Origin of the sequence: Nocardioides sp. zg-1230 (assembly GCF_013155335.1) — a bacterium.
In the GTDB taxonomy this organism is placed as follows: domain Bacteria; phylum Actinomycetota; class Actinomycetes; order Propionibacteriales; family Nocardioidaceae; genus Nocardioides.
The window spans coordinates 40,499-66,397 of record NZ_JABJQZ010000002.1; the positions used below are offsets into that span (position 1 = coordinate 40,499).

Sequence of the window (25,899 nt, forward strand, 5' to 3'; positions counted from 1 at the left end):
GACCAGTAGCCTCGGCGCCGTGCTCCTCGCCTTCGACACCGCGACCCCGCTGGTCTCCGTCGCCCTCCACGACGGTGAGCGGGTCGTCGTCGAGCACTCGTCCGAGCAGCCGATGAAGCACGGCGAGCACCTCGCGCCGCTCATCGAGCGCTGCATGGGCGAGGCGGGCGTCGTCCGGCAGGACCTCACGGCCGTCGCCGTCGGGGTCGGCCCCGGTCCGTTCACCGGGCTGCGCGTCGGCGTGGTCACCGCACGCACCCTGGGGTTCGTGCTGGACGTCCCGGTCTACGGCGTCTGCTCCCTCGACGCCGTCGCGCTCGAGGTCGTCGGCAGCCGCACCACGCCCGGCAGCTTCCTCGTCGCCACCGACGCGCGACGCAAGGAGGTCTACCTCGCCTCCTACGACGCGGACGCCCGGCGCCTCGAGGGGCCGGTCGTCACCCGGCCGGCCGAGGTCGCCACCGACGCTCCCGTGGCGGGCGCCGGCCCCGAGCTCTACCCCGACGCGTTCACGCACGCGATCGCCCCCGTCCGGCCGAGCGCTGGCTGGCTGGCTGCGGGCGTCGTGTCCGAGCTCGTAGACTTGCTCGACCCCGAGCCCCTCTACCTGCGCCGCCCCGACGCGGTCGCCGGCGCACCCAGAAAGCCCGTGTCGTGATCCGACCTGCCACCCTCGCCGACCTGCCGGCGCTCGTCGCCCTCGAGCAGGAGCTGTTCGGACCCGACGCGTGGAGCGAGGAGCTCGTCCGCCAGGAGATCGAGGGCCTCGGGCGCCGCTTCGTCGTCGCCGACGACCTCTCCGGCTACGCCGTCACGATGACCGCGGGCGACATCGTCGACCTGCTCCGCATCGGCGTACGTCCCGACGCACGGCGCACCGGCATCGCCTCGCGACTGCTCGACGAGCTCCTCGTCGACACCGAGGGCGCCTCGCGGATGCTGCTGGAGGTGAGCGTGGCCAACGCCCCTGCCCTCGGGTTCTACGTGGCGCGGCAGTTCAGCGTGATCGACGTGCGCCCGCACTACTACCGCGACGGGTCCGAGGCGTTGGTGATGTGTCGCTGGTTGCCGGGCGCCGCCCGCGAGCACACGGCGACGGCCCATGACTGACGAGCCGCTGGTCCTCGGCATCGAGACCTCCTGCGACGAGACGGGGGTCGGCATCGTCCGGGGGCACACCCTGCTGGCGGACACGGTCGCCAGCAGTGTCGAGGAGCACGCCCGCTTCGGCGGCGTCGTGCCGGAGGTCGCCAGCCGCGCCCACCTCGAGGCGATGGTCCCGACGATCGAGCGCGCCGCGGAGACGGCCGGCATCGCGCTCAGCGACATCGACGCCGTCGCCGTCACCAGCGGCCCCGGCCTGGCCGGGGCGCTGCTGGTCGGCGTGGCGAGCGCGAAGGCACTGGCGCTCGGCCTGGGCAAGCCGATCTACGGCGTCAACCACCTCGCTGCGCACGTCGCGGTCGACCAGCTCGAGCACGGTCCGCTGCCCGAGCCGTGCCTGGCCATGCTCGTCTCCGGTGGCCATTCGAGCCTGCTGGAGGTCACCGACGTCACCGTCGGGGTCGAGCCCATGGGCTCGACGATCGACGACGCGGCGGGGGAGGCCTTCGACAAGGTCGCCCGGCTGCTCGGCCTGCCGTTCCCCGGCGGGCCCCACATCGACAAACAGGCGCGCAGCGGCAACAGCGTCGCCATCGACTTCCCGCGTGGTCTCACCAGCCGCCGCGACCTCGAGCGGCACCGCTTCGACTTCTCCTTCTCCGGGCTCAAGACCGCCGTTGCGCGCTGGGTCGAGACGCAGCAGCGTGAGGGCGCCACGATCGACGTCGCCGACGTCGCGGCGTCCTTCCAGGAGGCGGTGTGCGACGTGCTGACCCGCAAGGCGATCGACGCGGCCACCAGTCGCGGGATCGAGGACATCCTCATCGGCGGCGGTGTGGCCGCCAACAGCCGGCTGCGCGCGATGGCCGAGGAGCGGGCCGCAGCGCAGGGCATCCGCGTGCGCGTGCCGCGGCCGGGCCTGTGCACCGACAACGGCGCCATGGTCGCCGCCCTGGGTGCCGAGCTCGTCGCCCGAGGTCGTACGCCGTCCCTGCTCGACCTGCCGGCCGACTCCTCACAGCCGATCACCACCGTCGTCGCCTGACGGGCCGACATGACGAAGGCCCCCGCCCGAGAGCGGGGACCTGCATCACGAACACCCGAACGAGGCGATGCTCAGTCGAGGACTCCGGGAGCGACGTCGTCGTCACCGAGCCAGTCCTGCTCGTAGACGAGGCTGTCGCGCTCGGTCGCCTGGTCACGGTCGCCCTTGCGGCCGCCGCGACCCGAAGCGCCGCCGGCACCCGCCCCGCGAGCACCGCTCGAGCCCCGGCCACCGGAGCCCTGGGCAGCGCCGCGGCCACCGGCCGAGCCGGCCGCGCGACCGCCGGCGGAGCCGGCGCCACGGGCGCCGGCAGCACCCGCGCCGCGGGCGGAGGCCGACCCGGCGCCGCGGGCAGCAGCGGAGGAGCCGGCCGAGGCGCCGCGGGCAGCCGGGCTGCCGGCCGACGCGCCGCGTGAGGCTGCCGAGCCGGTGGCGCCGGCGGGACGCGAGAGCGCACCCGCGCTGGCGCTGCGACCGGTCGCGCCGATCGGGCGGGCCGGCGAGCCGCCGGTCGGGGCAGGAGCCGAACCGGCGCGGATGCCGCCGGCCATGCCGCTGGCGCCGCCGGCGGCACCCGCAGCGCCCAGGGCAGCCGCGTTCACGCCGCCGGTCGACCCGCCAGCCGTCACGCCGCCGGGAGCCTGCCCCGCGGTGGGGTTGTAGGTGACCCCGCTCTGGGACGAACCGCCCACGGTGGTCGTGGGGCCCGGGACGTCGGTCGGGTGCGTCGGGTGGGTCGGGGTGGTGATCGGGTTGCGCGGCTGCTGCGGGTCCACCGGGTCCACCGGGTCCACCGGCTTCTCGGGTCGCTCGGGCTTCTCGGGCCGCTCGGGCTTCTCGGGGTCCTCCTCGAAGACCGGCTCGCCCCGGACGACGCCGTCGGTCCGAACCCCGGTCTCGCCACCGGGACGGTCTGGAGTGGTCGGGTCGGGCGTGCCGGGGGTCGAGGGCGTCACGGGGAGCGAGGGGCTGGACGGGCTGCTGGGCACGGACGGCGGCGGCTCGGTCGGGTCGGGCTGTCCGTGGATCGCCTTCATCGGCGGGATCGAGCCGAGGAACACGGCGTCGAGCTTCTGCGTCCACTGCGCGGCCGCGGCCTCCTGTGCCGCCCGGGCCGCGTTGTAGGACGCCATCTCCTGGTTGGCGGCCTGCCGCTTGGTGGCCTCGGCCTGGATCTCCTCCGGCGTGGGCGGTGCGCCCGGCGACGGGGTGGGTGCCGTGTAGGGCGGCGGCTGCTGGAGGTCGGCCATGCCCGCCTCGGCGGTCTTGGCGTTGGCCATCACCCGCGCGGTGTCCTTGAGCGCGTCGCCGCCGGCGACGAGGCGAGTGCCCTTCTCCTCCATGCTGGACGACGACGCCTCGAAGGCCGCCAGCAGGGCGTCGGCCATCATCCCGGACAGGCCGCCCTCCTGGCCCTCGCCCTCACCGTCGCGGACCTGCCTGGCGCCGCGGCGCAGGACCTCGGCGGTCTCGGCGAGGATGTAGCCGCAGTGCCTCCAGTTGTCGCCCGCGAGGTCGCTGGCCTCGTCCTTGGCGCCCGTGAGGTAGGTGCGCAGGCGGGCGCGCTCGGGTCCGTGGGTCATCAGGCACCGTCCCCTGCGGCCGGCGGCTCGGTGTACCGGCCGTCGCCCATGGTGCTGCTCGCGGACTGGTCGCGCGCGTGGTCGATGGTGTCGTTGACCTGGGCGAGCGCGGCCGCACGAGTCGTCATCTCGGCGTTGGTGCTGCCGTCGACGCCCTGGACCTCGTCGGCCCAGAGCTTGATGGCGTCGCTGTAGCCGCGCAGGGAGTCGGCGAGCTTCTGGAACTCGTCCTCGGCCTCCTGGTGCGCCATCTGGGCGTTCACGCCGAGGCGGTGGCCGGTGGTGGAGCCGCCGAAGTGCTCCGTCCCCACGGGGGTGACCCTCGTGCCACCGAGGCCGTCGGAGGTGCTGGTCAGCAGTGCGGTGATGCTCTGGATGAGGCTCTCGGGCGCGTTGATGCCCCTCATCACATCGGTCACGAGTCCTACGTCGGCAGCGGTCAGCATGCGTCCCCCATTCCCGCCGCTCGAGACGGCGAAACCACTTGTGCGGCGCATTTTCACAGATCATCCCGTCCGGTCGCGAAACGTGCGCGAAGTGCTGGGTCCGCTACCGTCTGGCCGTGCGACGACGACTCGGGGGTACGACGATGGGTGGACGCGGAACCGTGCCCGTGGCGGTCTCGATCCTGGCGGTGCTGGCGCTCGGCGCGTGCGGGGGCGGCGACGGCGGGACCGACCCGTCCGGTGCCGAGACCTCGTCGGCGTCCCCTACCGACGACCCCACGGAGAGCCTGACCCCGAGCCCGACCGAGCCGCTGCTCGTGCCCGAGACCGAGACGGCCGAGCCCGCCTCCGGACCGCGGCTCGAGGTCAGCGACATCCGGGTGAACATCCCCAAGGGCTGGTACCAGACCTTCGACTCCGTCGTCGTCGACTCCGCCCTCGGGCGTGTGGACGGCAAGAGCGGCGGCGTGCTGCTCAGCGTGGTCGCGACGGGCGGTGACGTGCTGACGCCGAAGCAGGCGGAGAAGTACTTCTGGACGCGCGGGCGCAAGCCGAAGGGCTACGAGAAGCAGGACGACGTCCTCATGGGCGGGCTCACCTCCGGCTACTACACCGCGAGGGACAAGTACTACGACATGCACGCCGCCACGCTGTGGGAGGACAACCACGTCACGAAGGTCCAGGTGAACTTCGACCTCGAGGTGCCGGACGAGGTGCAGCAGGAGCTGTTCCAGTCGGTGATCGCGAGCTACTCCAGCCCGCGGATGCGCTTGTGATCTCCCTCAGCCGGGTGTGACGCCGGGAGCGGCGAGCTTGAGCGCGACATCGCCGGGGGCGACGTCGAGGCCCTCGCCGCCGACCCGCTCGACGGTGCCGTCGAGCCCGAGCCGTACGACGTACTGCCGCTGGTTGGTCACGAGCGTCGCCACGACCGTGCCGTCGTCCTCCCAGGCCACCTCGGGGTTGATGGCGACGACGCCGGTCCGGGCTCCGGCCACCTCGAAGTCGACGACTCGCTCGCCGGTCGCGGCGTCGAGGACCGCCAGTGTGGGGGAGCCTCCTGCCGTCAGGTAGTCGGTGAAGCCGAGCACGTGGCGGCCGTCGGGGCTGAAGCCGAGGAGCGAGTAGTCGCACGTCCGCCAGACCGTCGCGCCGCCGGCCCCGGCGTCGCGCACCTGCCAGCAGGAGCCGTCGCCGGTGAACCGGGTCTGGACCGAGATGAGCGCGGTGACCTCGGACGACGAGCCCACGCGGAGCGAGCCGGGCAGGGGGGAGGTGCTGCCGTCGGGACCGACGACGAGCGCCGACTCCTGGCCGGTCGCCGGGTCCGTGGTGCCCATGAGCAGCGCGTCGCCGGGGAGGAAGCCCACCGGCCGGACGCGGGCGTCCGCGGGCCCCGGCGGAAGCGAGGTCCGGCGCTCCTCCCGGGTCCCGTCGCGGTCGCGCTCGACGACCGTCCAGCGCTCTCCGTCGTGCTCGGCCCAGGCGATCCGCGAGCCGTCCGTCGACACGGCGAGGTGGCTGGTCGGCGACGCCTCCTCCAGCACCTCGAAGTCGGGACCGAGCACCTGGACCCCGACGGCGCCCTCGTCCTGGGGGTCGATGAAGGTGATCCCGACCCAGCCGTCGGCGTACGGCGTCAGCTGGTCGTAGCGTCGCGGGAGGTCGACGGTCTCCCCGGCGACGACCAGGCGCTGCTCGTTCACGTCGATGAGGGGTAGCGAGAGCTCGCCGCCGACGGCCGCGCTGAGCGGGTCGATGCGCACCGTCTCCGTGATCCTCGGGGCCGGGGGCTGCGTGACGGGCGGGACCTCGCTCCGCGGGGTCGGACCGACCATGTTCGCGCCGACCGGTACTGCGATCGCCAGGACCGCGGCGACCGCTGCTCCTGCGACGGCGGTCCGTCGGCGTTGGATGCGTCGGGCGCGGGTCCGGACGTCGGTGACGGTGAAGGGTGCGCGCTCCACCGGGTCGGCGGTGCGGTGCAGCGCTTCCTGCACCTGGTCCTCGAGGGGAGTGGGGCTCATCGGGAATCGTCTCCGGACTCGTGGGGGTGGAGGGAGTGGGGGGCGCGTGCCCGCAGCGCGGCCAGCGCACGACTGGCCTGCGACTTGACCGTCCCGACGGAGATGCCGAGGACGTCGGCGATCTCGGCCTCGCTCAGCTGCTCGTAGTAGCGCAGCACGACGACGGAGCGCTGCTTGGGCGGCAGGGTCTGGACGAACGACCAGAGCACCCCGCCCATGCCGTCGTCGTACGTGTCGAGCGCCCCGGTCTCGGGCATCGTGTCCGTCGCGTGCTCGCGCCGCTTCCACGCCCGACGCCACAGCGAGTTGTTCTCGTTGACCATGATCCGGCGGACGTACCCGTCGAGGGCCTCGCGGTCGCGGATCCGGTCCCAGGAGAGGTAGAGCTTGGCGAACGCCGTCTGCAGCAGGTCCTCGGCTCCGGCGTGGTCGCCGGCGAGGAGGTACGCCGTCCGGTACAGCGCCGGCTGGCGCGCCGACATGTACGCCGAGAAGTCGGCGTCCTTGTCGGACAGGTCGCCCCGACGGTCCTGCGCTCCCATGTCGACGAGTGTGGCGCCCATCCTCCACCTCCAGTCCTGTTGTCGGTCCGCGTGTTCTCCGGCGTGGTGTGTCGGGGTGAGGACGCGGCTCGTGGGCAGGTGGTTGCATCTGGTTGGTAGACGTTTGGCAGGCTCGGGTCGACCCCACTCACAGGAGGCACATCGATGCAGCAGGTCCAGGCCGTCGTCGCGCTCGCGAAGGGCGAGCCGGTGCAGCTCACCACGATCAACATCCCCGACCCCGGCCCGGGCGAGGCGGTGGTCACGATCCAGGCCTGCGGGGTGTGCCACACCGACCTGCACTACCGGGAGGGCGGCATCAACGACGACTTCCCGTTCCTGCTGGGCCACGAGGCCGCGGGGGTGGTGGAGTCGGTCGGCCCTGACGTCACGGGTGTCGCGCCGGGTGACTTCGTCGTCCTGAACTGGCGCGCGGTGTGCGGCGACTGCCGGGCCTGCAACCGTGGCGAGCCGCAGTACTGCTTCGCCACCCACAACGCGACCCAGAAGATGACGCTCGCCGAGGGCGACCTGGTCGGCACCGAGCTCTCGCCGGCGCTGGGCATCGGCGCGTTCGCGGAGAAGACCCTGGTCGCGGCCGGACAGTGCACGAAGGTCGACCCCTCGGCGCGGGCTGCGGCTGTCGGTCTGCTCGGTTGCGGCGTCATGGCCGGGCTCGGCGCGGCGATCAACACCGGCAACGTGGGCCGTGGCTCGACGGTCGCCGTGATCGGCTGCGGCGGCGTCGGTGCCGCCGCGATCGCCGGCGCGGCGCTCGCGGGAGCCTCGAAGATCATCGCCGTCGACATCGACGACCGGAAGCTGGAGAAGGCGCGCTCGCTGGGCGCCACGCACACCGTGAACTCCAGCGAGGTCGACGCGGTCGAGGCGATCCGCTCGTTGACGCCGCCGCCGGACGGCACCGGCCACGAGGGTGGCGCGGACGTGGTGATCGACGCGGTCGGTCGCCCGGAGACGTGGAAGCAGGCGTTCTACGCGCGCGACCTCGCCGGGACCGTCGTCCTGGTCGGGGTGCCCACGCCGGAGATGAAGGTGCCCGTCATCCCGCTCATCGACGTCTTCGGCCGCGGTGGGTCTCTCAAGTCCTCCTGGTACGGCGACTGCCTGCCCTCGCGCGACTTCCCGATGCTGGTCGACCTCTACCAGCAGGGCCGCCTCGACCTCGACGCCTTCGTCACCGAGGAGATCGGCATCGGCGACGTCGAGGCCGCCTTCGAGAAGATGCACGGCGGCGACGTGCTGCGCTCGGTGGTGGTCTTGACACCCCACGAAGACGCTCGCTCCGCTCCCGTCTCCGCGGGGACCCCGTCGTGACCGCGCGCGTGGACCACGCCGTCGTCTCGGGCACCTTCTCCCTCGACGGGGAGACGCACGACGTCGACAACAACGTGTGGGTGATCGGCGATGACGAGCAGTGCCTGGTCATCGACGCTCCCCACGACGTCGACGCGATCCTCGAGGTCGTCGCCGGCCGGACCGTCAAGGCGATCGTGTGCACGCACGCGCACGACGACCACGTCCGCGTCGCGCCGGAGCTGCGTCGGCGTACCGGCGCGCCGATCCTGCTGCACCCCGACGACCGGCCCCTGTGGGAGCTGACCCACGGTGGTGACGAGGAGGGGGCCGAGCTGTGGGACGTCGACCTGGCCGACGGCCAGACGCTGACGGTCGGCGGCGCGGCGGTGACGGTCATCCACACGCCGGGCCACGCGCCGGGCGCGGTGTGCCTCTACGTCCACGACCTCGGCTGCGTCTTCACCGGTGACACCCTCTTCCAGGGTGGTCCGGGTGCCACGGGTCGTTCCTATTCCGACGAGGACCTCATCAAGGAGTCGATCCGTCGCCGGCTCCTCGAGCTGCCCGACGAGACCGTCGTGCACACCGGCCACGGTCCCGACACCACCATCGGCGACGAGAGGGCCAACGTCTGACGATCGTCAGCCGACCGGTCCGACCCCGAGGTGGGCGAGCAGCGCGCGCAGAGGTGCCGGCTCGCTCCCTCGGGGCATCGCCTCGACCAGCAGTCGGGCGTACCTCTCCTTGCGGCCGCTCCTCGAGGTCATGAACCTCGCGAGCAGGTCCTCGCGCGACCAGCCCGCCTGCGCCGGCATCTGCGCCAGCCGCTCGAGCGAGCGGGCCTCGCCGGCCGCCGCGATCACCCGCTCGACGCGCGCCGTGCCGAGCGCGCGCAGGAGCTCCGCCTCGAGGTCGTGAGTGCAGCAGAAGAAGCCGTGCGGCTCCAGGTCGGCGCCCTCGTCCGCGGTGACGCCCGCGGCAGCGAGGCCGCGGCGCACGAACCTCACCTCGGGAGCGTCGTACAGGCCCGCCAACCGGTGGCCGTGGGCGTGCAGGCTCGTCGCGACGGCCCGGATGTTGGTGATCCCACCCATCGGCCGCACGTCGATGCCCGCAGCGGCTAGGTCGCGTCCGTACGTCTTCGCGAGCGCGTGCAGTGCCTCGGCGTCGCTGTGACCCTCGACGAGGACGGTGGTGTGCACGCGTCCAGTGAACCCTCCGTCGCCACCGCGCGCCGAGCGATATTCCGTTGTCGGGTGCGCGGGCGGGTCCTAGCGTCGCGGGCATGACCAGCCCGTCGTTCGTGCCCGCCGACTTCGACCCGCCCACGCACCTCGCGACCGACGACGTCGTGCTCGAGCCGCTCGGGCCGCAGCACAACGAGTCGGACCATGCGGCGTGGACGTCGAGCATCGCGCACATCCGCGCGACCCCCGGCTACCCGGACGGGTCCTGGCCGCCCGTGGACGGGATGTCGCTCGAGGACAACCGCGCCGACCTGGAGCGGCACGCGGCGGATTTCGAGGCGCGACGCGGGTTCACCTTCACCGTCCTCGACCCGGACAGCGCGGAGGTGATCGGGTGCGTCTACCTCTACCCGTCCGCGTCGCCCGAGCATGACGTGGAGGTGCAGTCCTGGGTGCGCGCGGACCGCGCCGCGCTCGACCAGCCGCTGGCGGATGCCGTGGCCGGCTGGCTCGAGGTCGACTGGCCCTGGGAGCGTCCGGACCGCCACGGGCGGTGAGTGATCCGGGGTGCCGTGCCACCATGGCGCGATGCGCTCGCGACCGGCCTCCCACCTGGCGAGCCTCGGAGCCTTCCTCGCGATGGTCGCCTCCCTGGCCGCGTGCGACGGCCAGGACCCGGGTCGGGACGAGGAGCGGTCGACCGAGAGCGCGGCTGCGACGAGCACGCCGACCGTCCCGCCGACGCCGTCCGAGGCGCTCGGGCTGGCCGAGGGCTGGGGCCCCGTCCGGGAGGATTTGGACCGGGCGGCGCGGATCGTCGGCCGGATGAGGCTGCCGGACCTCGCGGGACAGGTCATCGTCGCCGACTGGCAGGGCACCGCGGCTCCGGTGCGGATGGTGCGCGACCTGCACCTCGGCGGGGTCATCGCCTTCAGCGCCAACGTCGCCTCGGCCGACCAGGTCCGGGCCGTCAACCGGACCCTCACGAGCCAGGTCCGACGGAAGTGGCCGCTCTTCCTCGGCGTCGACCAGGAGGGCGGCGTGGTCGAGCGGCTGCGTGGAGCGGCGACCCGGTTTCCGGCCTTCATGAGCGCCGGCGCCGCCGACGACCCCGGGCTCACGCAGCAGGCGTACACCGCCGGCGCCGCCGAGCTGCGCGGGCTCGGCTTCACCGTCGACTTCGCACCCGACGCCGACGTCACCTCGGGCCCCGGCGACCCGACGATCGGGTCACGGTCGGCCTCGTCACGCCCCGCCGTGGTCGCCGAGCACGTCGTCGCAGCGGCCACCGGCTTCAGCACAGCCGGCGTGGTGCCGGTCATCAAGCACTTCCCGGGACACGGGTCCGTGCCGGCCGACAGCCACCTGACACTGCCGGTGCAGACCAGGACGCGGGCCGAGCTCGAGGCGTCCGACCTCGTCCCCTTCGCCCGCGGTGTCGAGGCCGGGCTCCCGGCGGTCATGGTCGGCCACCTCGACGTCCGCGCCATCGACCCCCGGGTGCCGTCATCCCTGTCGCGCGAGGTCGTCACAGGTCTGCTGCGCGAGGAGATCGGCTTCCAGGGCCTGGTGGTGACCGACTCGCTCGAGATGGCAGCCGTCACGCGCGGCCGCGACCCGGGACGTACGGCGGTGCAGGCCCTGCGCGCGGGGTCGGACGTGCTGCTCATGCCTCCGTCGCCGGCCGTGGCCCGGGCTGCGCTGGTCCGTGCGGTGCGCACCGGCGGCCTGCCCCGTCGCCGCCTCGAGCAGGCAGCCGCCCGGCAGATCGCCCTGCTGACGCACCTCTCCGGACCCGGTGAGGCGAGCGGCTCGGCGCAGGCTGCCTCGCGCCGCCTGTCCGCCGCCGCCGTGACCGTCACCGACGGCGCGTGCTCGGGCCGGCTGGTCGGCGACGCCGTGCACGCGTACGGCGACCCGGGGGCGGTGGGGACGTTCACGCCCGCCGCCCAGGCTGCCGGGATCACCGTCCTGGCGCGCCGCTCGCCGCCGGCCGACCTGACGACGGCGAAGCCGCGGCCCGAGCGCAGGAAGAAGGAGCGCAAGCGCGCCTTCCAGAAGCGCCTCCGTGCCTGGGAGAAGGCCGAGGCACGCCGCGAGCGGCGCCTCGACGCGTGGAACGCCGGTGAGGAGGCCCGGCTGGCCGCGGGCACGCAGGTCGGCTTCACCGGGTTCAGGGACGCCCCGGTCGACGGCGACGTCGCCGTGGCCACCGACAGCCCGTGGGTGCTGGGCCGGGTGGGAGCCCCGACCCGGATCGCGACCTACGGGGACACGCCCGCGGCGATGCAGGTGCTGGTCGAGGTGCTGACCGGACAGGCCGCGGCGCCGGGTCGGCTGCCCGTGACCGTGGCGGGCGTCGCGCGGCCGGGCTGCTGACGCAACGCGGGACCGGCGGGACCGCTCAGAACGGCTCGACGAGCAGTGCCGTCCCCTGCCCCGCGACCCGGGTGAGCACCAGCGTCGCCTCGGCGTCCCCGCGCAGGGCCAGCCGCTTGCGCAGCTCCTCGGGGACGACCTGAACCCCGCGCTTCTTGATCGTCAGGCGACCGATCCCGCGCTCGTGCAGGGCGGCGCGGAGCTGCTTCTCGCGGTAGGGCAGGTGCTCGACGACGCGGTAGCCCCGCGCGAACGGCGTACGGAACGAGGCGTCGCTGGTGACGTAGGCGATGTGGGGGTCGACCAGCCCACCGCCGACGCCGGCGGCGACCGCGGTCACCAGCCCGGCGCGGATCACGGCGCCGTCGGGCTCGTAGAGGTAGTCCCCGACCTCGCGGACCTCCGTCCCCGCCTCCCCGTCGGCGGGCGAGTCCTCATCGGTGAGCGTCGCGAGACCGTGCTCGCCGATGACGGTGGCGCGACGGTCGGTGGTCGACAGGTCCGGCGACCAGAGCACGGCCTCCTTGACGTCACCGCCGTCGCTCACCCACTCCGCCTCGACGCCGACCGGGACGAGGTCGTGCCCGATGCCCGGCGCGACCTTCACCAGCGAGCGGCGGGCCAGCAGGTCCAGCACCCACGCCCACGGCGGCGTCCAGCCCTCCACGTCGAACACCCGGCCGCGACCACCCCGTCGCGCCGGGTCGGCGAAGGCGGCGTCGAACGCACGCGGGTCGATCGTCGTCGCGTCACCCACCTGCGCGGCCCCGGGGAGGCCCAGGGCCTCGAGGTTCGCACGCGCCATCGCCACGCGCACGGGATCGAGGTCGACCCCGCCCGCGACGAGCCCGGCGCGCGCGAACGCCATCAGGTCGCCGCCGATCCCGCAGCCGAGGTCGATGACGCTGCCGCCGGGGATGGCGGCAGCGAGCCGGGCGGCCCGGTGGTCCGCCACTCGCGTGCGCGTCGCCTGCTCCAGCGCGTCGGGGGTGAAGAACATCAGGTGGGCGGCCTCACCGAACTTCGCGACCGCCCTGGTCCGCAGGTGCGCCTGGGTGGTGGCCGCGGCGGCCTTCTCGGCGTCGGGCTCGAGACGTCGTACGACGCCCGCGACCCGCACCGGGTCTCCCGGGTGGTCCGTCCAGGCCTGGGCGGCAGCGGCCAGCAGCTCGGCACCGTCGACCGTGCGCAGCCAGTCCAGCGTCTCGATCTCCACGCCGTCATCCTGTCAGCGGCGACACCCGCTAGCACTCGATTGGGCAGAGTGCTAGCGTCTGCTCTGGCACTCTCACCCCGAGAATGCCAACGCTCGTGGGCCTGGCACGACCCCCGCGACGGCGTGCCGCCGGACCACGAGCCCACGTCCTGATGATCTCTTGAAAGAGAAAGTGGAGGTTGATCCGAAGTGTCGGTCAACATCAAGCCCCTCGAGGACCGCATCGTCGTCCAGACGCTCGAAGCCGAGCAGACCACGGCCTCCGGCCTGGTCATCCCGGACACCGCCAAGGAGAAGCCCCAGGAGGGCGAGGTCGTGGCGATCGGTCCCGGTCGCATCGACGACAACGGCAACCGCGTCCCGCTCGACGTCGCCGTGGGTGACAAGGTCATCTACAGCAAGTACGGCGGCACCGAGGTCAAGTACGCCGGCCAGGAGTACCTCATTCTCTCCGCCCGCGACATCCTCGCCGTCGTCTCCTGACGCACCTGGCATCCCGGCTGGCGGCGTTGCCGCCGCTCGATGACCCGCTTCGCTCAGAGGTCGCCTTCGCGGCGGCGCCTTGCCAGCCGGGCGCCAGGCACGTCAGGTCCTTTTCATTTCTCCCTAGGAGCACTTAGATGCCCAAGATCCTGGAGTTCGACGAGAACGCCCGCCGCGCCCTCGAGCGCGGCGTCGACGCCCTCGCCAACGCCGTCAAGGTGACCCTCGGCCCCAAGGGCCGCTACGTCGTCCTCGACAAGAAGTGGGGCGCCCCCACGATCACCAACGACGGCGTGACCGTCGCTCGCGAGGTCGAGCTCGACGACCCGTTCGAGAACCTCGGTGCCCAGCTCACCAAGGAGGTGGCCACCAAGACCAACGACATCGCCGGTGACGGCACCACCACCGCCACCGTCCTGGCCCAGGCCATGGTCCACGAGGGCCTGCGCGCCGTCGCGGCCGGTGCGAACCCGATGGGTCTCAAGCGCGGCATGGACGCGGCGGCCGAGGCCGTCGGCGACGCCCTGCGCGAGGCGGCCCGCGAGGTGGAGTCCCGCGAGGACATGGCGTCCGTCGCCACGATCTCGAGCCGCGACAGCCACATCGGCGACCTGCTCGCCGAGGCCTTCGACAAGGTCGGCAAGGACGGCGTGATCACGGTCGAGGAGTCCAACACCATGGGCACCGAGCTCGAGTTCACCGAGGGCATGCAGTTCGACAAGGGCTACATCTCGGCCTACTTCGTCACCGATCCGGAGTCGATGGAGACCGTCCTCGACGACCCCTACATCCTTCTCCACCAGGGCAAGATCTCCTCGATCCAGGAGCTGCTCCCGGTGCTCGAGAAGGTCATCGCGACCGGCAAGCCGCTCTTCATCCTCGCCGAGGACGTCGAGGGCGAGGCGCTGTCCACCCTGGTGGTCAACAAGATCCGCGGCACCTTCAACGTCGCCGCAGTGAAGAGCCCGGCCTTCGGTGACCGCCGCAAGGCGATGATGCAGGACATCGCGATCCTCACCGGCGGCCAGGTCGTCGCCCCCGAGGTCGGCCTCAAGCTCGACCAGGTGGGCCTCGAGGTGCTCGGCCAGGCGCGTCGCGTGGTCATCACCAAGGACAACACCACGATCGTCGACGGTGCGGGCGATCGCACGGCCGTCGACGGCCGCGTCAACCAGATCAAGGCCGAGATCGAGAACACCGACTCCGACTGGGACCGCGAGAAGCTCCAGGAGCGCCTCGCCAAGCTCGCCGGCGGTGTCTGCGTGATCAAGGTCGGCGCCGCCACCGAGGTGGAGCTCAAGGAGAAGAAGCACCGCATCGAGGACGCCGTCTCCGCGACGCGCGCCGCGATCGAGGAGGGCATCGTCCCCGGCGGTGGCTCCGCGCTCATCCACGCCGTGTCGGTGCTCGAGGACAACCTCGGCCTGACCGGTGACGAGGCCGCCGGTGTCCGCGTGGTCCGCAAGGCCGCCGACGAGCCGCTGCGCTGGATCGCCGAGAACGGTGGCGTGAACGGCTACGTCGTGACGTCCAAGGTCCGCGAGCTCGGTGTCGGCAACGGCTACAACGCCGCCACGGACGAGTACGGCGACCTGGTCGCCCAGGGCGTCCTCGACCCGGTCAAGGTCACCCGCTCGGCGCTGGTCAACGCGACCTCGATCGCCGCGATGCTGCTCACGACCGAGACCCTGGTCGTGGACAAGCCCGAGGAGGAGGAGCCGGCGGCCGCCGCCGGCCACGGTCACGGCCACGGCCACTGACCGCCACCTGCTCGACAGCTCGACCGCGACAGGCCCGCACCGGACTCCGGTGCGGGCCTGTCCGCCGTACGGGGGCGTCGCCGACCCGCCGCTCCCGCCCGTAGAATGGGCCCGTGGAGATCCCGGAGAAGTTCGCTGCGCTCGGCCTCACCTACGACGATGTGCTGCTGCTGCCGGGGGAGTCCGACCTCGCCCCCAGCGACATCGACACCACCACCCGCCTCACGCGCGAGATCTCCATCCGCGTGCCGCTGATCAGCGCCGCGATGGACACCGTCACCGAGGCGCGGATGGCGATCGCGATGGCCCGCGAGGGCGGCATCGGTGTCCTGCACCGCAACCTCTCCATCGAGGACCAGGCCCGCCAGGTCGACCTGGTCAAGCGCACCCAGACCGGGATCATCTCCAACCCCGTCACCATCGGCCCCGACGCGACCCTCGAGGAGCTCGACCGCCTGTGCGGTGAGTACCGCGTCTCGGGCCTGCCCGTCGTCGACGTCGACAACCACCTGCTCGGCATCATCACCAACCGCGACCTGCGCTTCACCCCCGTCGCGGAGTGGGCGACCACCAAGGTCGACGAGGTGATGACCCGCGACGGCCTGATCACCGGGCACGTCGGGATCTCCCGCGACGAGGCCACCACGCTCCTGCGGGCCCACAAGCGCGAGCGCCTGCCGCTCGTCGACGGCGAGGGCCGGCTGAGCGGCCTCATCACCGTCAAGGACTTCGTGAAGGGCGAGCAGTTCCCGCACGCGTCCTACGACGCCGACGGCCGGTTGCTGGTCGGCGCCGCCATCGGTTACTTCGGCGACGCCTGGGAGCGGGCCACCACCCTCGTCGAGGCCGGGGTCGACGTGCTCGTCGCCGACACCGCCCACGGGCACGTGCACCTCCTGCTCGACATGGTGCGCCGGCTCAAGACCGACCCGGCGACCAAGCACGTGCAGGTCATCGGCGGCAACGTCGCCACCCGCGAGGGCGCCCAGGCGTTCGTCGACGCCGGGGCCGACGCGGTCAAGGTCGGCGTCGGGCCGGGCTCCATCTGCACCACCCGCGTGGTCACCGGCGTCGGCGTCCCGCAGGTCACGGCCGTCTACGAGGCGTCCCTGGCCACCAAGCCCGCTGGCGTCCCGCTCATCGCGGACGGCGGCATGAAGCACTCCGGGGAGATCGCCAAGGCACTCGTCGCCGGCGCCGACGCGGTGATGGTGGGCTCGATGCTCGCCGGCTGCGAGGAGTCGCCGGGCGACGTCGTGTTCGTCAACGGCAAGCAGTTCAAGTCCTACCGCGGCATGGGCTCGCTCGCCGCGATGAGCAGCCGCGGCAAGAAGTCGTACTCAAAGGACCGCTACTTCCAGGCCGAGGTCGCCAGCGACGACAAGATCGTGCCGGAGGGCATCGAGGGCCAGGTCGCCTACCGCGGTCCGCTGTCCGCCGTCGCGCACCAGCTCGTCGGCGGGCTCAACCAGTCGATGTTCTACGTCGGCGCCCGCACCATCCCCGAGCTGCAGGACAAGGGCCGGTTCGTCCGCATCACGTCGGCCTCGCTCAAGGAGAGCCACCCGCACGGCGTGCAGATGACGGTCGAGGCGCCCAACTACAGCGGCAGCTGACCAGCCCTCAGCGGGTGGTGTCGGGTCGGCTCGGCAGCGGGTCGACGACGGCCGGCGTCGGTCGGGCGAGCAGGCGTGGTCCGGAGCGCGTCACCACGAAGAGGCCGGCCTCGCGACGCGTCACCAGAGCGGGCGAGCGCGTGAGGTCGCGCGGGGCGCGCACGCGGACCGGCAGGCGGGGCTGACCCCGGACGGCGCTCCGCACGACGACGGCCCCGGTGCCGTCGGTGGCCACCACGTGCAGGCCCCCGCCGGCCTCGCCCACGGCCGGTGAGGCGTACGGCGACCACTGCCCGGCCAGCGTGTCGGGCCGGGTCCACCGACGACCGGCGAGGGTGCGTACGACGAGGCGTCCGGTCGCGGCGACCTGGTGCAGCAATGTGGTGCCGTCGCCGGCGGTGGTGAGCGCTGGCGTCGAGGTGGGCGACCCCGCCGGTCCGGCCAGCCGCTGCAGGCGGCCGCGTTCGAGCGACTGCGCGTAGGTGGCGCCCCCGGCGCCGACCGCCACCAGCCACGTACGGCCGGTCGCGTCCTTGCCGAGCACGGGCGCGGTGTGGGTCGACCAGGACGCCGGCCGCCCCACGCGGTCGGGACGGCTCCAGCGACCCGCGCGGGTCAGGCGCCGGGTGACGAGGGTGCCGTCCGCCGAGACGGTCGCGAGCACCGGGCGTCGGGTGCGTGACTGCGCGAGCGCGGGGCTCGCGGTCGGCGCCGACGTGCCGACGACGCGCAGGACCTGGCGCCCACGCCGCGCCGTACCGGCGAGCACCCGGCCGTCGCGCGCTGTCGCGGCCACCCACGGCCGGCCGCGGTGGTCGACGCTCAGTGCCGGGGCCACGACCGGGGTGAAGGCGCCCCGCGCGCCGACCGTCCGGGCTGGACGGCCCGGGGCGGCCACGAGCAGGGTGCCGCTGTCGTCGACGCGCGCGGTCCAGGAGCCGCCGCGGACGTCGGGCGCGGAGACGACGGGCCGGTCCGAGCCGACCAGCGGCGAGGGGGCGACGTCGGCGAGGTGGAGGTAGCGGAAGTCGCCGACCGGGACCGTGCGGGTGCCGTAGCCCCCGGGCGTGGCGTGGTTGTACTCCTCGATCGTCACCGTGCCGGGGCCGATCGCGCTCACCCACGCCACGTGACCGACGCGGCCCGCGTCCGTCTGCGCGACGGCACCGATGGCGGGCACGGAGTCGACCCGGTAGCCCAGCCGGCGCGCCACGTCGTCCCACCTGTCGGCGTTGCCCCAGTGCTCGCCCCGGAAGTGGTTGGCGAAGCCCGCGAGGCCGTTGCGCTCGTGCAGGCGCCACGAGACGAAGCTGGTGCAGTTGCGGAGGACGAATCCCCACGGGTCGCCGATGGAGCCGTTGATCGACCAGACGTTCCGCGCGCAGGTCGGTCGCGGGCCGCGCGGGTCGTAGAGGTGGCCGGACACCGGGTCGAGGACCGGCGGAGGCGGCGGGGGCGGCGGAGGAGGCACGACGGCGGGCGCCGGTTGGCCGGGCTGGGCGGGATCGGTGGCGGGCGGTGCGGGCGGAGGAGTCGGCTCGGGCTCCTCGATCACCGGCAGCGGCAGGATCGGGCACTGGCCCTGCCAGGCCCACGGGTAGTCGTCGGCCGCGTGCGCTGCCGCGGCGCCCACACCCAGCACCCCACTCGCCAGGCAGGTCACCGCGACAACGCGCGCGAGCCTTCTGCTCCCTCGTCCCCCCACCTGCACGACGGTAGGCAGGGCGTCGGGAACGCGTGACCGGCTTTGCCGAGCTGTGCACGAGCCGTTGCCGAAGCCTCACGCAGCAGCGGCGCGCCACCGGCGTACGACCGGGGCGGAGGAGCGCGGCAGGGCCGACACCCGGTCGCCGCGGACCTCGGTCGCCAGGCCGGGCGCGAGCCGGTAGGGCGCGGAGAGCAGCAGGCTGCCTGCGAGCCGGCGCAGCCGCGACATCTCGGCACGGACGGTGACGGTGCGGCCGGGGTCGGCGAACAGGTCCTCGGAGAGCTGGGTCGCCGTCCGTCCCTCCGGACCGGCGGCCAGCAACGACAGCATGATCTCGGCGTGGCGTGGTGACAGGCTGCGCGACCACGAGCCGCTGGAGCCGGTGACGCGCAGGCGGGGGTCGCCGTCGAGCTCGAGGACCAGCGACGACGTCGATGACTCGACCTCCTCGCCGCCCTCGAGGCGCAGCAACCAGCCACCGTCGAGCGGTTCGGCCGTGGCGTGGCCGAGCGTGGGCAGCCACACCCGCCCGGCGACGAGCCGGTCGGGCAGCGCCACCCGGTCGGGGCTGCGCCTGCCGATCGCGGCGGCGAGGTGCCCGGCGTGGTCGATGGCGAGGGCATCGCCGGTCAGGCCGGCCAGCAGGGGAGCGGCCCGTGCCCGCAGCCGGTCGAGGTCGGCGCGGTGCCGGGCGACCAGCTCGGACGACGTCATCTGCGCCGCCAGCTGCACGAGCGCGAGCTCCGCAGGATGCATGCCCCGGCTGGGTCCGCTCACGTCGAGGACGCCCAGGGTGCGTCCGGTCCACGGGTCGACGAGCGGCGCCGCGGCGCAGCCCCACTGCGTGTGCGACTCGACGAAGTGCTCGGGCCCCTGCACGTGGACGGCCGCGCCCAGCACGAGGGCGGTGCCGATCGCGTTGGTCCCGACGTTGGCCTCGGTCCACGCCGAGCCGCCCACGAAGCCGAGGTCGTCGGCCATCCGCCGCACCGCGCTGCTGCCCAGGCGCCACAGCACGCGTCCCTCGCCGTCGGCCACGACCACCAGCTGGCCGGCGTCGACGACGGGTGCGAGCGACTCGGCGAGGCGGGGGACCAGGTCGGCCAGGCCGCTCGCGGCACGGCGGCGCTCCAGCTCGAGTTCGACGAGCGGCGGGATCTCGGCGCCGGCACCCGGGTCGAGGCCGGTGGCGGCCACCCGCCGCCACGACGCAGCGATCTCGGTGCGGGCCCGCGGTCCGCGCGCAGCACCGGACATCGCGGCCTCACGGCTGCGGTGCAGCTCGCGGTCGGTCATGGATGTCCCTCCGGGCCGGGCCGTTGCAACGTCTCGCAACCCTGTCGCCACCGGGCGTGCGAGGTGTGTGCTCGGTCACACCAGCGTAGGCGAAGGAGACACGATGACCCAGACCCTGGACCCGGAGACCACCAGCGGCGCGAGCGACCCCCAGAGACGCGTCGACGCGTGGCTCGCCCGCTTCGAGGCAGCGGTGTCGGCCGGCGATGGAGAGGAGGCCGCAGGGCTGTTCGCGACCGACTGCTACTGGCGCGACCTGGTGGCCTTCACGTGGAACATCAAGACCGTCGAGGGTCGCCGCGCGGTGGCCGACCTCGTCACCGACGTCGGGGTGCGGGTCGCCCCGTCGAGCATGGCGACCACCGAGCCCCCGGACGAGGCCGACGGTGTCGTGACCGCATGGATCGGCTTCGAGACGAGCGTCGGCCGCGGCAACGGCCTGCTCCGACTGACGCAGGAGGACGGCGAGGACCGCGCGTGGACGCTGCTGACCGCGCTCTACGAGCTCAAGGGACACGAGGAGCCGCGCGGGACCCACCGACCGAGGGGCACCCACCACGGCGCGACCAAGGACCGGGTCACGTGGAAGGAGCAGCGCCAGGCCGAGGCCGAGAGCCTCGGCAGCACGACCCAGCCGTACGTCCTGGTGATCGGCGGCGGTCAGGGCGGCATCGCCCTGGGCGCCCGGCTCCGCCAGCTCGGCGTGCCCAGCCTGGTCATCGACAAGCACCCGCGGCCCGGAGACCAGTGGCGCAACCGCTACAAGTCGCTGTGCCTGCACGACCCGGTCTGGTACGACCACCTGCCCTACCTGAAGTTCCCCGACAACTGGCCGGTCTTCGCGCCCAAGGACAAGATCGGCGACTGGCTCGAGTCCTACGTGCGGATCATGGAGGTGCCCTACTGGTCCAGCACCGTGGCCGCGAGCGCGAGCTGGTCCGAGGAGACGCAGGAGTGGACGGTCGAGGTCGAGCGCGAGGGGAAGCCACTCACCCTCCGGCCGACCCACCTGGTCTTCGCCACCGGGATGAGCGGCAAGCCGCGGATCCCCGACCTCCCCGGCACGGACGTGTTCCGCGGCGACGTGCACCACTCGTCCGCCCACCCCGGCCCCGACGCGTACGGCGGGAAGAAGGCCGTGGTCATCGGCAGCAACAACTCGGCCTTCGACATCTGCGGAGCGCTGTGGGAGCACGACGCGGACGTGACGATGGTGCAGCGCTCGTCCACCCACATCGTCAAGAGCGACAGCCTGATGGAGATCGGGCTCGGCGACCTCTACTCCGAGCGGGCACTGGCCGCGGGGGTCACGACCGAGAAGGCCGACCTCATCTTCGCCTCGCTGCCCTACCGGATCCTGCACACCTTCCAGATCCCCGCCTACGAGGCGATGGCCGAGAAGGACAAGGACTTCTACGAGCGGCTGGAGAAGGCGGGGTTCCGCCACGACTGGGGCGACGACGGGTCGGGGCTGTTCATGAAGTACCTGCGCCGCGGCTCCGGCTACTACATCGACGTCGGTGCCGCCGACCTGGTCGCGAACGGGGACGTGAAGCTCGTGCAGGGACAGGTCGACCACCTCACCGAGGACGCGGTCGTGCTCGAGGACGGGACCACGCTGCCCGCGGACGTCGTCGTCCTCGCCACCGGCTACAACTCGATGAACGGCTGGGTGGCCGACCTCGTCGACCAGGAGACCGCCGACCGACTGGGCAAGTGCTGGGGCCTCGGGTCGGACACGACCAAGGACCCCGGTCCGTGGGAGGGCGAGCAGCGCAACATGTGGAAGCCGACCCAGGTCGACAACCTCTGGATGCACGGCGGCAACCTGCACCAGTCGCGGCACTACTCCCTCTACCTCGCGCTGCAGCTCAAGGCCCGGCACGAGGGCATCGACACCCCGGTCCACGGACTGCAGGAGGTCCACCACACCGGGTGAGGCGATGGGTCGCCTAGGCTCGCGGGGTGGAGCAGGACGCCGCCCCGGAGCGCCGCTCGTACGACGCCAGCGGGCGCCGCGCGGCCGCGGAGCGACGACGGCTCCACGTCGCCGAGGTGGCGGCGCGGCTGTTCGCCGAGCGGGGCTGGACCGGCACGACCCTCGCCCTGGTCGCCGCCGAGTCCGACGTGTCGGTCGAGCTGGTGAGCAAGACCTTCGACGGCAAGGCCGGTGTCTTCATGGCGGCCTTCCGGTCCGCCGGGTTCGGGCAGCGGGGCGGGTTGCTGGAGGCCTTCGCCGACCTGCGGCTCGAGGACGAACCCGACGTCGAGATGCGGCTCGACCGGTTCGTCGAGTTCGCCTGCAGCATCGTCGTACCGATGGGGCCGCTGGTGCCGGTGCTGGCGCACGGCGCGGAGGCCGACCCGGCCCTGCGGGACCTCGTCCGTGGCGCGCACCTCGGTCACGCGGTGATGTGCGGCGACGTGGCACGGCTCCTCGCGCGCGGTGAGCCGGCCCCGGACGCCGTCGACGAGGTCTACCTGCTGACGCGCGCCGAGACCTACCTGACCCTCGCGCAGCACCGCGGCTGGACGGTCGAAAGGTACGCCGCGTGGTTGCGACGGTCGCTTCGCACAGCCGTTGACGGGCCGGCCACCGACTCGCGTGAGACAGGCGCCCCACTCGCTCCCGAATTGGGTACGATGTGACCGGATCCAAATATGGGGTATGGATTCCGGGTCAAGGAGGTCCGGTCGGGTGGGGGCCCGGCCGGACCTGCTGCTCGCCGATAGGCTGCCGAGCATGAGCGAGATCGAGATCGGCCGTGCCAAGCGCGGTCGCCGCGCGTACTCCTTCGACGACATCGCGATCGTGCCCTCGCGGCGCACCCGCGACCCCGAGGAGGTCAGCACCGCCTGGCAGATCGACGCCTACCGCTTCGACATCCCCGTGCTGGCCGCGCCGATGGACTCGGTCATGTCGCCCTCCACCGCGATCGCCCTCGGCCAGATGGGTGGCCTGGGCGTGCTCAACCTCGAGGGGCTCTGGACTCGGTACGACGACCCGACGGGCCTGCTCGAGGAGGTCGCCGGCCTCTCCGGGCACGAGGCCACCCGCCGCATGCAGGAGATCTACACCGAGCCGATCAAGCCCGAGCTGATCACCGAGCGCCTCAAGGAGGTGCGGGCGGCCGGCGTCACGGTCGCAGGATCGCTCTCGCCGCAGCGCACGAAGGACCACGTCAAGGCCGTCGTCGACGCCGGCGTGGACATGTTCGTCATCCGCGGCACCACCGTCTCCGCCGAGCACGTCAGCAGCCAGGCCGAGCCGCTCAACCTCAAGGAGTTCATCTACGAGCTCGACGTGCCGGTCATCGTGGGCGGGTGTGCGACCTACCAGGCCGCCCTCCACCTGATGCGCACCGGCGCTGCCGGCGTGCTCGTCGGCTTCGGTGGCGGGGCCGCCCACACCACGCGGACGGTCCTCGGTGTCGCGGTGCCGATGGCGAGCGCCGTCGCGGACGTGGCCGCCGCCCGCCGCGACTACCTCGACGAGTCGGGCGGCCGCTACGTCCACGTCATCGCCGACGGCTCGATCGGCAGCTCGGGCGACATCGCGAAGGCCATCGCGTGCGGCGCCGACGCGGTGATGATCGGTTCGCCGCTCGCCCGCGCGACCGAGGCGCCCGGCCGCGGCTTCCACTGGGGAAGCGAGGCCACGCACGCCGAGCTGCCCCGCGGCGAGCGGGTCGGCTTCGAGCCCGTCGGGTCGCTGGAGGAGATCATGTTCGGCCCCTCCCGGGTCGCGGACGGCACCATGAACCTGGTCGGCGCCCTGCGCCGCGCGATGGCCACCACGGGCTACACCGAGCTCAAGGAGTTCCAGCGCATCGAGGTCGTCGTCCAGCACTGATCGGAGCGCGACGTGGATTCGGGCGTGCCTGAGACACTCACTGCATGACGCTCGCCAAGGCCCTCGATGCCGACCAGCGCGCCGACGCGCTCCAGCAGCTCGGGTCCGGTGAGCTCGACGTGCTCGTGGTCGGCGGTGGCATCGTCGGAGTGGGGGCCGCGCTCGACGCGGTGACCCGCGGCCTCAAGGTCGGGCTCGTCGAGCAGCGCGACCTCGCGTCCGGCACCTCGTCGCGCTCGTCGAAGCTGGTGCACGGCGGCCTGCGCTACCTCGAGATGTTCGACTTCGCGCTGGTCAAGGAGGCGCTCGAGGAGCGCGGCCTGCTGCTCACCCGGCTCGCCCCGCACCTGGTCCGGCCCGTGCCGTTCCTCTACCCGCTCGAGCACGCGTGGGAGCGCCCCTACGTCGGTGCCGGCGTCGCGCTCTACGACACGATGGCGATGACGGGCAAGTACGACATGGGCGTGCCGAAGCACAAGCACGTCTTCCGCAAGCAGCTGGCCCGGATGGCGCCCGACATCCGCACCGACGACCTCCACGGTGCGATCCGGTACTACGACTGCCAGGTCGACGACGCCCGGCTGGTGATGACCATCGCCCGCACGGCCGCCAACAACGGGGCCCACGTGGCGACCCGCACCAAGGTGACCGGGTTCCTGCGCGATGGCGACCGCGTGGTCGGCGTACGGGCCCGCGACCTCGAGGGGCAGCGCGACCTCGAGATCCGTGCCCGCGTCGTCATCAACGCGGCCGGCGTGTGGACCGACGAGGTGCAGGACCTCGTCGGCGGCAAGGCGCAGCTCGACGTCGACGCCAGCAAGGGCATCCACGTGGTCGTGCCCAAGGACCGGATCCGGTCCGAGTGCGGCTTCATCACCAAGACCGAGAAGTCCGTGCTGTTCGTGATCCCGTGGGACGACTTCTGGATCATCGGCACGACCGACACTGCCTGGGACCTCGACCTGGCCCACCCCGCCGCCAGCAAGACCGACATCGACTACGTGCTCGAGCACGCCAACCGGCTGCTCAAGGACCCGCTCGACCACCGCGACGTCGTCGGGGTCTACGCCGGCCTCCGGCCGCTCCTCAAGCCGATGCGCAAGGAGGGCGAGATGGGCGAGACCACCAAGCTCTCCCGCGAGCACACCGTCACCAACCCCGTGCCCGGCCTCGTGCTGGTCGCCGGCGGCAAGCTGACGACGTACCGCGTCATGGCGCGCGACGCCGTCGACCACGCCATCCGCGACTTCGACGCCACGCCCTCCTCGATCACCGACCGGGTGCCGCTGATGGGGGCGTGGGGCCACGAGGCGCGCACCAACCAGCGGGTCGCGCTCAGCCGCGCGTCCGGCCTGGAGATCGGGATGATCGACCACCTGCTCGGTCGCTACGGCGGGCTCGTCGACGAGCTGCTCGCGCTGATCCACCGTCGCCCCGAGCTCGGTGAGCCGCTGCCGGGCGCCGAGCACTACCTGCGCGCCGAGGTGCTCTACGCCGTCACCCACGAGGGCGCGCGCCACCTCGACGACGTGCTGGCCCGGCGTACGCGCGTGTCCATCGAGACCTTCGACCGCGGGATCGCCGCCGCCAGGCCGGCTGCGGAGCTGATGGCCGAGGCGCTGGGCTGGGACGACGCGCAGACCGACGCCGAGGTGGACCACTACCTGCGCCGCGTCGAGGCGGAGCGGCAGAGCCAGCTCATGCCGACCGACCAGGAGGCCGACGAGGCGAGGGTCAAGGCTCCCGAGATCGTCTAGAGCCGCTGGTTCGGACCCGGTGCCGACAGGCCGAAGGCCTCGCGCAGGCCGGAGCGCCTGCCGCCGGCCTCGAGCGCGTCGGCGACCTTGCCGACCGGCCGCGCGCCCGGCCAGACGTGCACGACCATGAGGACCAGCGAGACGGCGGCGCCGCCGAGGTAGGTGAGGATGCTGCCGTCGGGCAGCACGAACGCCGCCGCGACCGAGGCGATCGCGACGAACTCCGCGATCGCGAACCGCATGATCATCAGCGCCTGCCAGCGGGTGCGGGCCTGTGCGGCGGCCTCGTCGTCGGTGAGGTTCGTGGCCAGCGCCGGGGTGCGGTAGCCGACGGCCTCGAGCAACAGGTGCGCGGCGACGCCGGCCAGCACCTGCACCGCCAGGGGCGCGAGGGGGAACGTGTCCGGCGCGGGCAGCACCACCGACAGGGCGACGCCGATCACCACCAGCGCGCCCATGAGCGATCCGGCCAGGATGCGGGTGGACAGGGCGAAGGGCGCGGAGGCGGGCACCGGCGTCGTCATGCGGCGAGCCTAGACGTGGCGGCGGCTCGCGCCCGGTTGGACAAAACGGGCGGATA

General features: G+C 73.0%; 24 protein-coding genes. 15 read left to right on the forward strand and 9 right to left on the reverse strand.

Annotation, left to right across the window (positions count from 1 at the left end; genetic code table 11):
- Positions 1-19: 19 nt before the first annotated feature.
- Genes tsaB through tsaD form a run of 3 tightly spaced genes read left to right on the forward strand, consistent with a single transcriptional unit; the run spans position 20 to position 2,149 of the window.
- On the forward strand, positions 20-658 hold the full coding sequence (gene tsaB, locus HOO61_RS08230) for a tRNA (adenosine(37)-N6)-threonylcarbamoyltransferase complex dimerization subunit type 1 TsaB (protein WP_172258251.1): 639 nt from the start codon (positions 20-22) through the stop codon (positions 656-658).
- Entirely contained in the window at positions 655-1,110 is a 456-nt protein-coding gene (locus tag HOO61_RS08235) for a GNAT family N-acetyltransferase (protein ID WP_172258252.1), read from the forward strand. The genes tsaB and HOO61_RS08235 overlap by 4 nt, the downstream gene beginning before the upstream one ends.
- A complete protein-coding gene (gene tsaD / locus HOO61_RS08240) occupies positions 1,103-2,149 on the forward strand; it encodes a tRNA (adenosine(37)-N6)-threonylcarbamoyltransferase complex transferase subunit TsaD (RefSeq protein WP_172258253.1) in 1,047 nt (348 codons plus the stop codon). Before HOO61_RS08235 ends, tsaD begins: the two co-directional genes overlap by 8 nt.
- 71 nt (positions 2,150-2,220) lie before the next feature.
- Here the strand turns inward: tsaD and HOO61_RS08245 are convergent, their stop codons facing one another.
- The gene (locus HOO61_RS08245; RefSeq protein WP_172258254.1) at positions 2,221-3,732 is read right to left on the reverse strand and encodes a hypothetical protein; all 1,512 of its coding nucleotides are present in this window, start codon (positions 3,730-3,732) and stop codon (positions 2,221-2,223) included.
- Positions 3,732-4,178, reverse strand: coding sequence for a hypothetical protein (locus HOO61_RS08250; RefSeq protein WP_172258255.1), 447 nt, complete (start codon positions 4,176-4,178; stop codon positions 3,732-3,734). Before HOO61_RS08250 ends, HOO61_RS08245 begins: the two co-directional genes overlap by 1 nt.
- A 116-nt stretch (positions 4,179-4,294) precedes the next feature.
- Between HOO61_RS08250 and HOO61_RS08255 the strand changes: the two genes are divergently transcribed.
- Positions 4,295-4,954: a hypothetical protein gene (locus HOO61_RS08255; protein ID WP_172258256.1), complete on the forward strand. Its 660-nt coding sequence runs from the start codon at positions 4,295-4,297 to the stop codon at positions 4,952-4,954.
- A gap of 6 nt (positions 4,955-4,960) precedes the next feature.
- On the opposite strand, the gene HOO61_RS08260 is transcribed toward HOO61_RS08255, so the two are convergent.
- Both HOO61_RS08260 and HOO61_RS08265 read right to left on the reverse strand, forming a co-directional pair.
- Complete coding sequence (locus HOO61_RS08260) at positions 4,961-6,205, reverse strand: hypothetical protein (RefSeq protein WP_172258257.1); 1,245 nt, start codon at positions 6,203-6,205, stop codon at positions 4,961-4,963.
- Positions 6,202-6,747 (reverse strand): SigE family RNA polymerase sigma factor, encoded by a 546-nt coding sequence (locus tag HOO61_RS08265; protein ID WP_172258258.1) that lies wholly within the window; start codon positions 6,745-6,747, stop codon positions 6,202-6,204. Before HOO61_RS08265 ends, HOO61_RS08260 begins: the two co-directional genes overlap by 4 nt.
- A 165-nt stretch (positions 6,748-6,912) precedes the next feature.
- Between HOO61_RS08265 and HOO61_RS08270 the strand changes: the two genes are divergently transcribed.
- Together HOO61_RS08270 and HOO61_RS08275 are read left to right on the forward strand one after the other, a co-directional pair.
- Positions 6,913-8,082 carry an S-(hydroxymethyl)mycothiol dehydrogenase gene (locus tag HOO61_RS08270; RefSeq protein WP_172258259.1) on the forward strand — a complete coding sequence of 390 codons (1,170 nt, stop codon included), beginning with the start codon at positions 6,913-6,915 and terminating at the stop codon, positions 8,080-8,082.
- A complete protein-coding gene (locus HOO61_RS08275; RefSeq protein WP_172258260.1) occupies positions 8,079-8,699 on the forward strand; it encodes an MBL fold metallo-hydrolase in 621 nt (206 codons plus the stop codon). Before HOO61_RS08270 ends, HOO61_RS08275 begins: the two co-directional genes overlap by 4 nt.
- Positions 8,700-8,705: 6 nt before the next feature.
- Here the strand turns inward: HOO61_RS08275 and HOO61_RS08280 are convergent, their stop codons facing one another.
- Positions 8,706-9,266, reverse strand: coding sequence for a TOPRIM nucleotidyl transferase/hydrolase domain-containing protein (locus HOO61_RS08280; RefSeq protein WP_172258261.1), 561 nt, complete (start codon positions 9,264-9,266; stop codon positions 8,706-8,708).
- A gap of 83 nt (positions 9,267-9,349) precedes the next feature.
- On the opposite strand from HOO61_RS08280, the gene HOO61_RS08285 reads away from it, so the two are divergent.
- Positions 9,350-9,808: a GNAT family N-acetyltransferase gene (locus HOO61_RS08285; protein ID WP_172258262.1), complete on the forward strand. Its 459-nt coding sequence runs from the start codon at positions 9,350-9,352 to the stop codon at positions 9,806-9,808.
- 31 nt (positions 9,809-9,839) lie between these two features.
- The gene (locus HOO61_RS08290) at positions 9,840-11,630 is read left to right on the forward strand and encodes a glycoside hydrolase family 3 N-terminal domain-containing protein (protein WP_172258263.1); all 1,791 of its coding nucleotides are present in this window, start codon (positions 9,840-9,842) and stop codon (positions 11,628-11,630) included.
- Positions 11,631-11,655: 25 nt separating this feature from the next.
- On the opposite strand, the gene HOO61_RS08295 is transcribed toward HOO61_RS08290, so the two are convergent.
- Entirely contained in the window at positions 11,656-12,846 is a 1,191-nt protein-coding gene (locus tag HOO61_RS08295; RefSeq protein ID WP_172258264.1) for a methyltransferase domain-containing protein, read from the reverse strand.
- 189 nt (positions 12,847-13,035) lie between these two features.
- Between HOO61_RS08295 and groES the strand changes: the two genes are divergently transcribed.
- From groES to guaB, 3 genes are all read left to right on the forward strand, one after another.
- On the forward strand, positions 13,036-13,329 hold the full coding sequence (gene groES, locus HOO61_RS08300; RefSeq protein ID WP_056605525.1) for a co-chaperone GroES: 294 nt from the start codon (positions 13,036-13,038) through the stop codon (positions 13,327-13,329).
- 137 nt (positions 13,330-13,466) lie between these two features.
- Complete coding sequence (gene groL / locus HOO61_RS08305; protein WP_172258265.1) at positions 13,467-15,089, forward strand: chaperonin GroEL; 1,623 nt, start codon at positions 13,467-13,469, stop codon at positions 15,087-15,089.
- A gap of 113 nt (positions 15,090-15,202) precedes the next feature.
- Positions 15,203-16,705: an IMP dehydrogenase gene (gene guaB / locus HOO61_RS08310; protein ID WP_172258266.1), complete on the forward strand. Its 1,503-nt coding sequence runs from the start codon at positions 15,203-15,205 to the stop codon at positions 16,703-16,705.
- Between the two features lie 7 nt (positions 16,706-16,712).
- Here guaB and HOO61_RS08315 read toward each other — a convergent pair whose 3' ends face one another.
- On the reverse strand, positions 16,713-18,338 hold the full coding sequence (locus tag HOO61_RS08315; RefSeq protein WP_172258267.1) for a CHAP domain-containing protein: 1,626 nt from the start codon (positions 18,336-18,338) through the stop codon (positions 16,713-16,715).
- A gap of 147 nt (positions 18,339-18,485) precedes the next feature.
- Positions 18,486-19,709 (reverse strand): GAF domain-containing protein, encoded by a 1,224-nt coding sequence (locus HOO61_RS08320; protein ID WP_172258268.1) that lies wholly within the window; start codon positions 19,707-19,709, stop codon positions 18,486-18,488.
- A 103-nt stretch (positions 19,710-19,812) separates the two neighbouring features.
- Here HOO61_RS08320 and HOO61_RS08325 point away from each other — a divergent pair, with 103 nt between their 5' ends.
- From HOO61_RS08325 to HOO61_RS08340, 4 genes are all read left to right on the forward strand, one after another.
- Entirely contained in the window at positions 19,813-21,648 is a 1,836-nt protein-coding gene (locus HOO61_RS08325; RefSeq protein WP_172258269.1) for an NAD(P)/FAD-dependent oxidoreductase, read from the forward strand.
- Between the two features lie 26 nt (positions 21,649-21,674).
- The gene (locus HOO61_RS08330) at positions 21,675-22,358 is read left to right on the forward strand and encodes a TetR/AcrR family transcriptional regulator (protein ID WP_172258270.1); all 684 of its coding nucleotides are present in this window, start codon (positions 21,675-21,677) and stop codon (positions 22,356-22,358) included.
- A 94-nt stretch (positions 22,359-22,452) separates the two neighbouring features.
- Entirely contained in the window at positions 22,453-23,562 is a 1,110-nt protein-coding gene (locus HOO61_RS08335; RefSeq protein WP_172258271.1) for a GuaB3 family IMP dehydrogenase-related protein, read from the forward strand.
- A 44-nt stretch (positions 23,563-23,606) separates the two neighbouring features.
- Positions 23,607-25,319: a glycerol-3-phosphate dehydrogenase/oxidase gene (locus tag HOO61_RS08340; protein ID WP_172258272.1), complete on the forward strand. Its 1,713-nt coding sequence runs from the start codon at positions 23,607-23,609 to the stop codon at positions 25,317-25,319.
- On the opposite strand, the gene HOO61_RS08345 is transcribed toward HOO61_RS08340, so the two are convergent.
- Entirely contained in the window at positions 25,316-25,843 is a 528-nt protein-coding gene (locus tag HOO61_RS08345) for a hypothetical protein (RefSeq protein ID WP_172258273.1), read from the reverse strand. The genes HOO61_RS08340 and HOO61_RS08345 overlap by 4 nt on opposite strands.
- Between the last annotated feature and the right edge of the window lie 56 nt (positions 25,844-25,899).

What these genes read in the sequence shown, in the direction of transcription:
- tsaD (WP_172258253.1), top strand. Translation starts at nt 1,103, where the DNA reads ATGACTGACGAGCCGCTGGTCCTCGGCATCGAGACCTCCTGCGACGAG.
- HOO61_RS08245 (WP_172258254.1), bottom strand. Translation starts at nt 3,732, where the DNA reads ATGACCCACGGACCCGAGCGCGCCCGCCTGCGCACCTACCTCACGGGC.
- HOO61_RS08250 (WP_172258255.1), bottom strand. Translation starts at nt 4,178, where the DNA reads ATGCTGACCGCTGCCGACGTAGGACTCGTGACCGATGTGATGAGGGGC.
- HOO61_RS08260 (WP_172258257.1), bottom strand. Translation starts at nt 6,205, where the DNA reads ATGAGCCCCACTCCCCTCGAGGACCAGGTGCAGGAAGCGCTGCACCGC.
- HOO61_RS08265 (WP_172258258.1), bottom strand. Translation starts at nt 6,747, where the DNA reads ATGGGAGCGCAGGACCGTCGGGGCGACCTGTCCGACAAGGACGCCGAC.
- HOO61_RS08270 (WP_172258259.1), top strand. Translation starts at nt 6,913, where the DNA reads ATGCAGCAGGTCCAGGCCGTCGTCGCGCTCGCGAAGGGCGAGCCGGTG.
- HOO61_RS08285 (WP_172258262.1), top strand. Translation starts at nt 9,350, where the DNA reads ATGACCAGCCCGTCGTTCGTGCCCGCCGACTTCGACCCGCCCACGCAC.
- HOO61_RS08290 (WP_172258263.1), top strand. Translation starts at nt 9,840, where the DNA reads ATGCGCTCGCGACCGGCCTCCCACCTGGCGAGCCTCGGAGCCTTCCTC.
- groL (WP_172258265.1), top strand. Translation starts at nt 13,467, where the DNA reads ATGCCCAAGATCCTGGAGTTCGACGAGAACGCCCGCCGCGCCCTCGAG.
- HOO61_RS08320 (WP_172258268.1), bottom strand. Translation starts at nt 19,709, where the DNA reads ATGACCGACCGCGAGCTGCACCGCAGCCGTGAGGCCGCGATGTCCGGT.
- HOO61_RS08325 (WP_172258269.1), top strand. Translation starts at nt 19,813, where the DNA reads ATGACCCAGACCCTGGACCCGGAGACCACCAGCGGCGCGAGCGACCCC.
- HOO61_RS08335 (WP_172258271.1), top strand. Translation starts at nt 22,453, where the DNA reads ATGAGCGAGATCGAGATCGGCCGTGCCAAGCGCGGTCGCCGCGCGTAC.
- HOO61_RS08340 (WP_172258272.1), top strand. Translation starts at nt 23,607, where the DNA reads ATGACGCTCGCCAAGGCCCTCGATGCCGACCAGCGCGCCGACGCGCTC.
- HOO61_RS08345 (WP_172258273.1), bottom strand. Translation starts at nt 25,843, where the DNA reads ATGACGACGCCGGTGCCCGCCTCCGCGCCCTTCGCCCTGTCCACCCGC.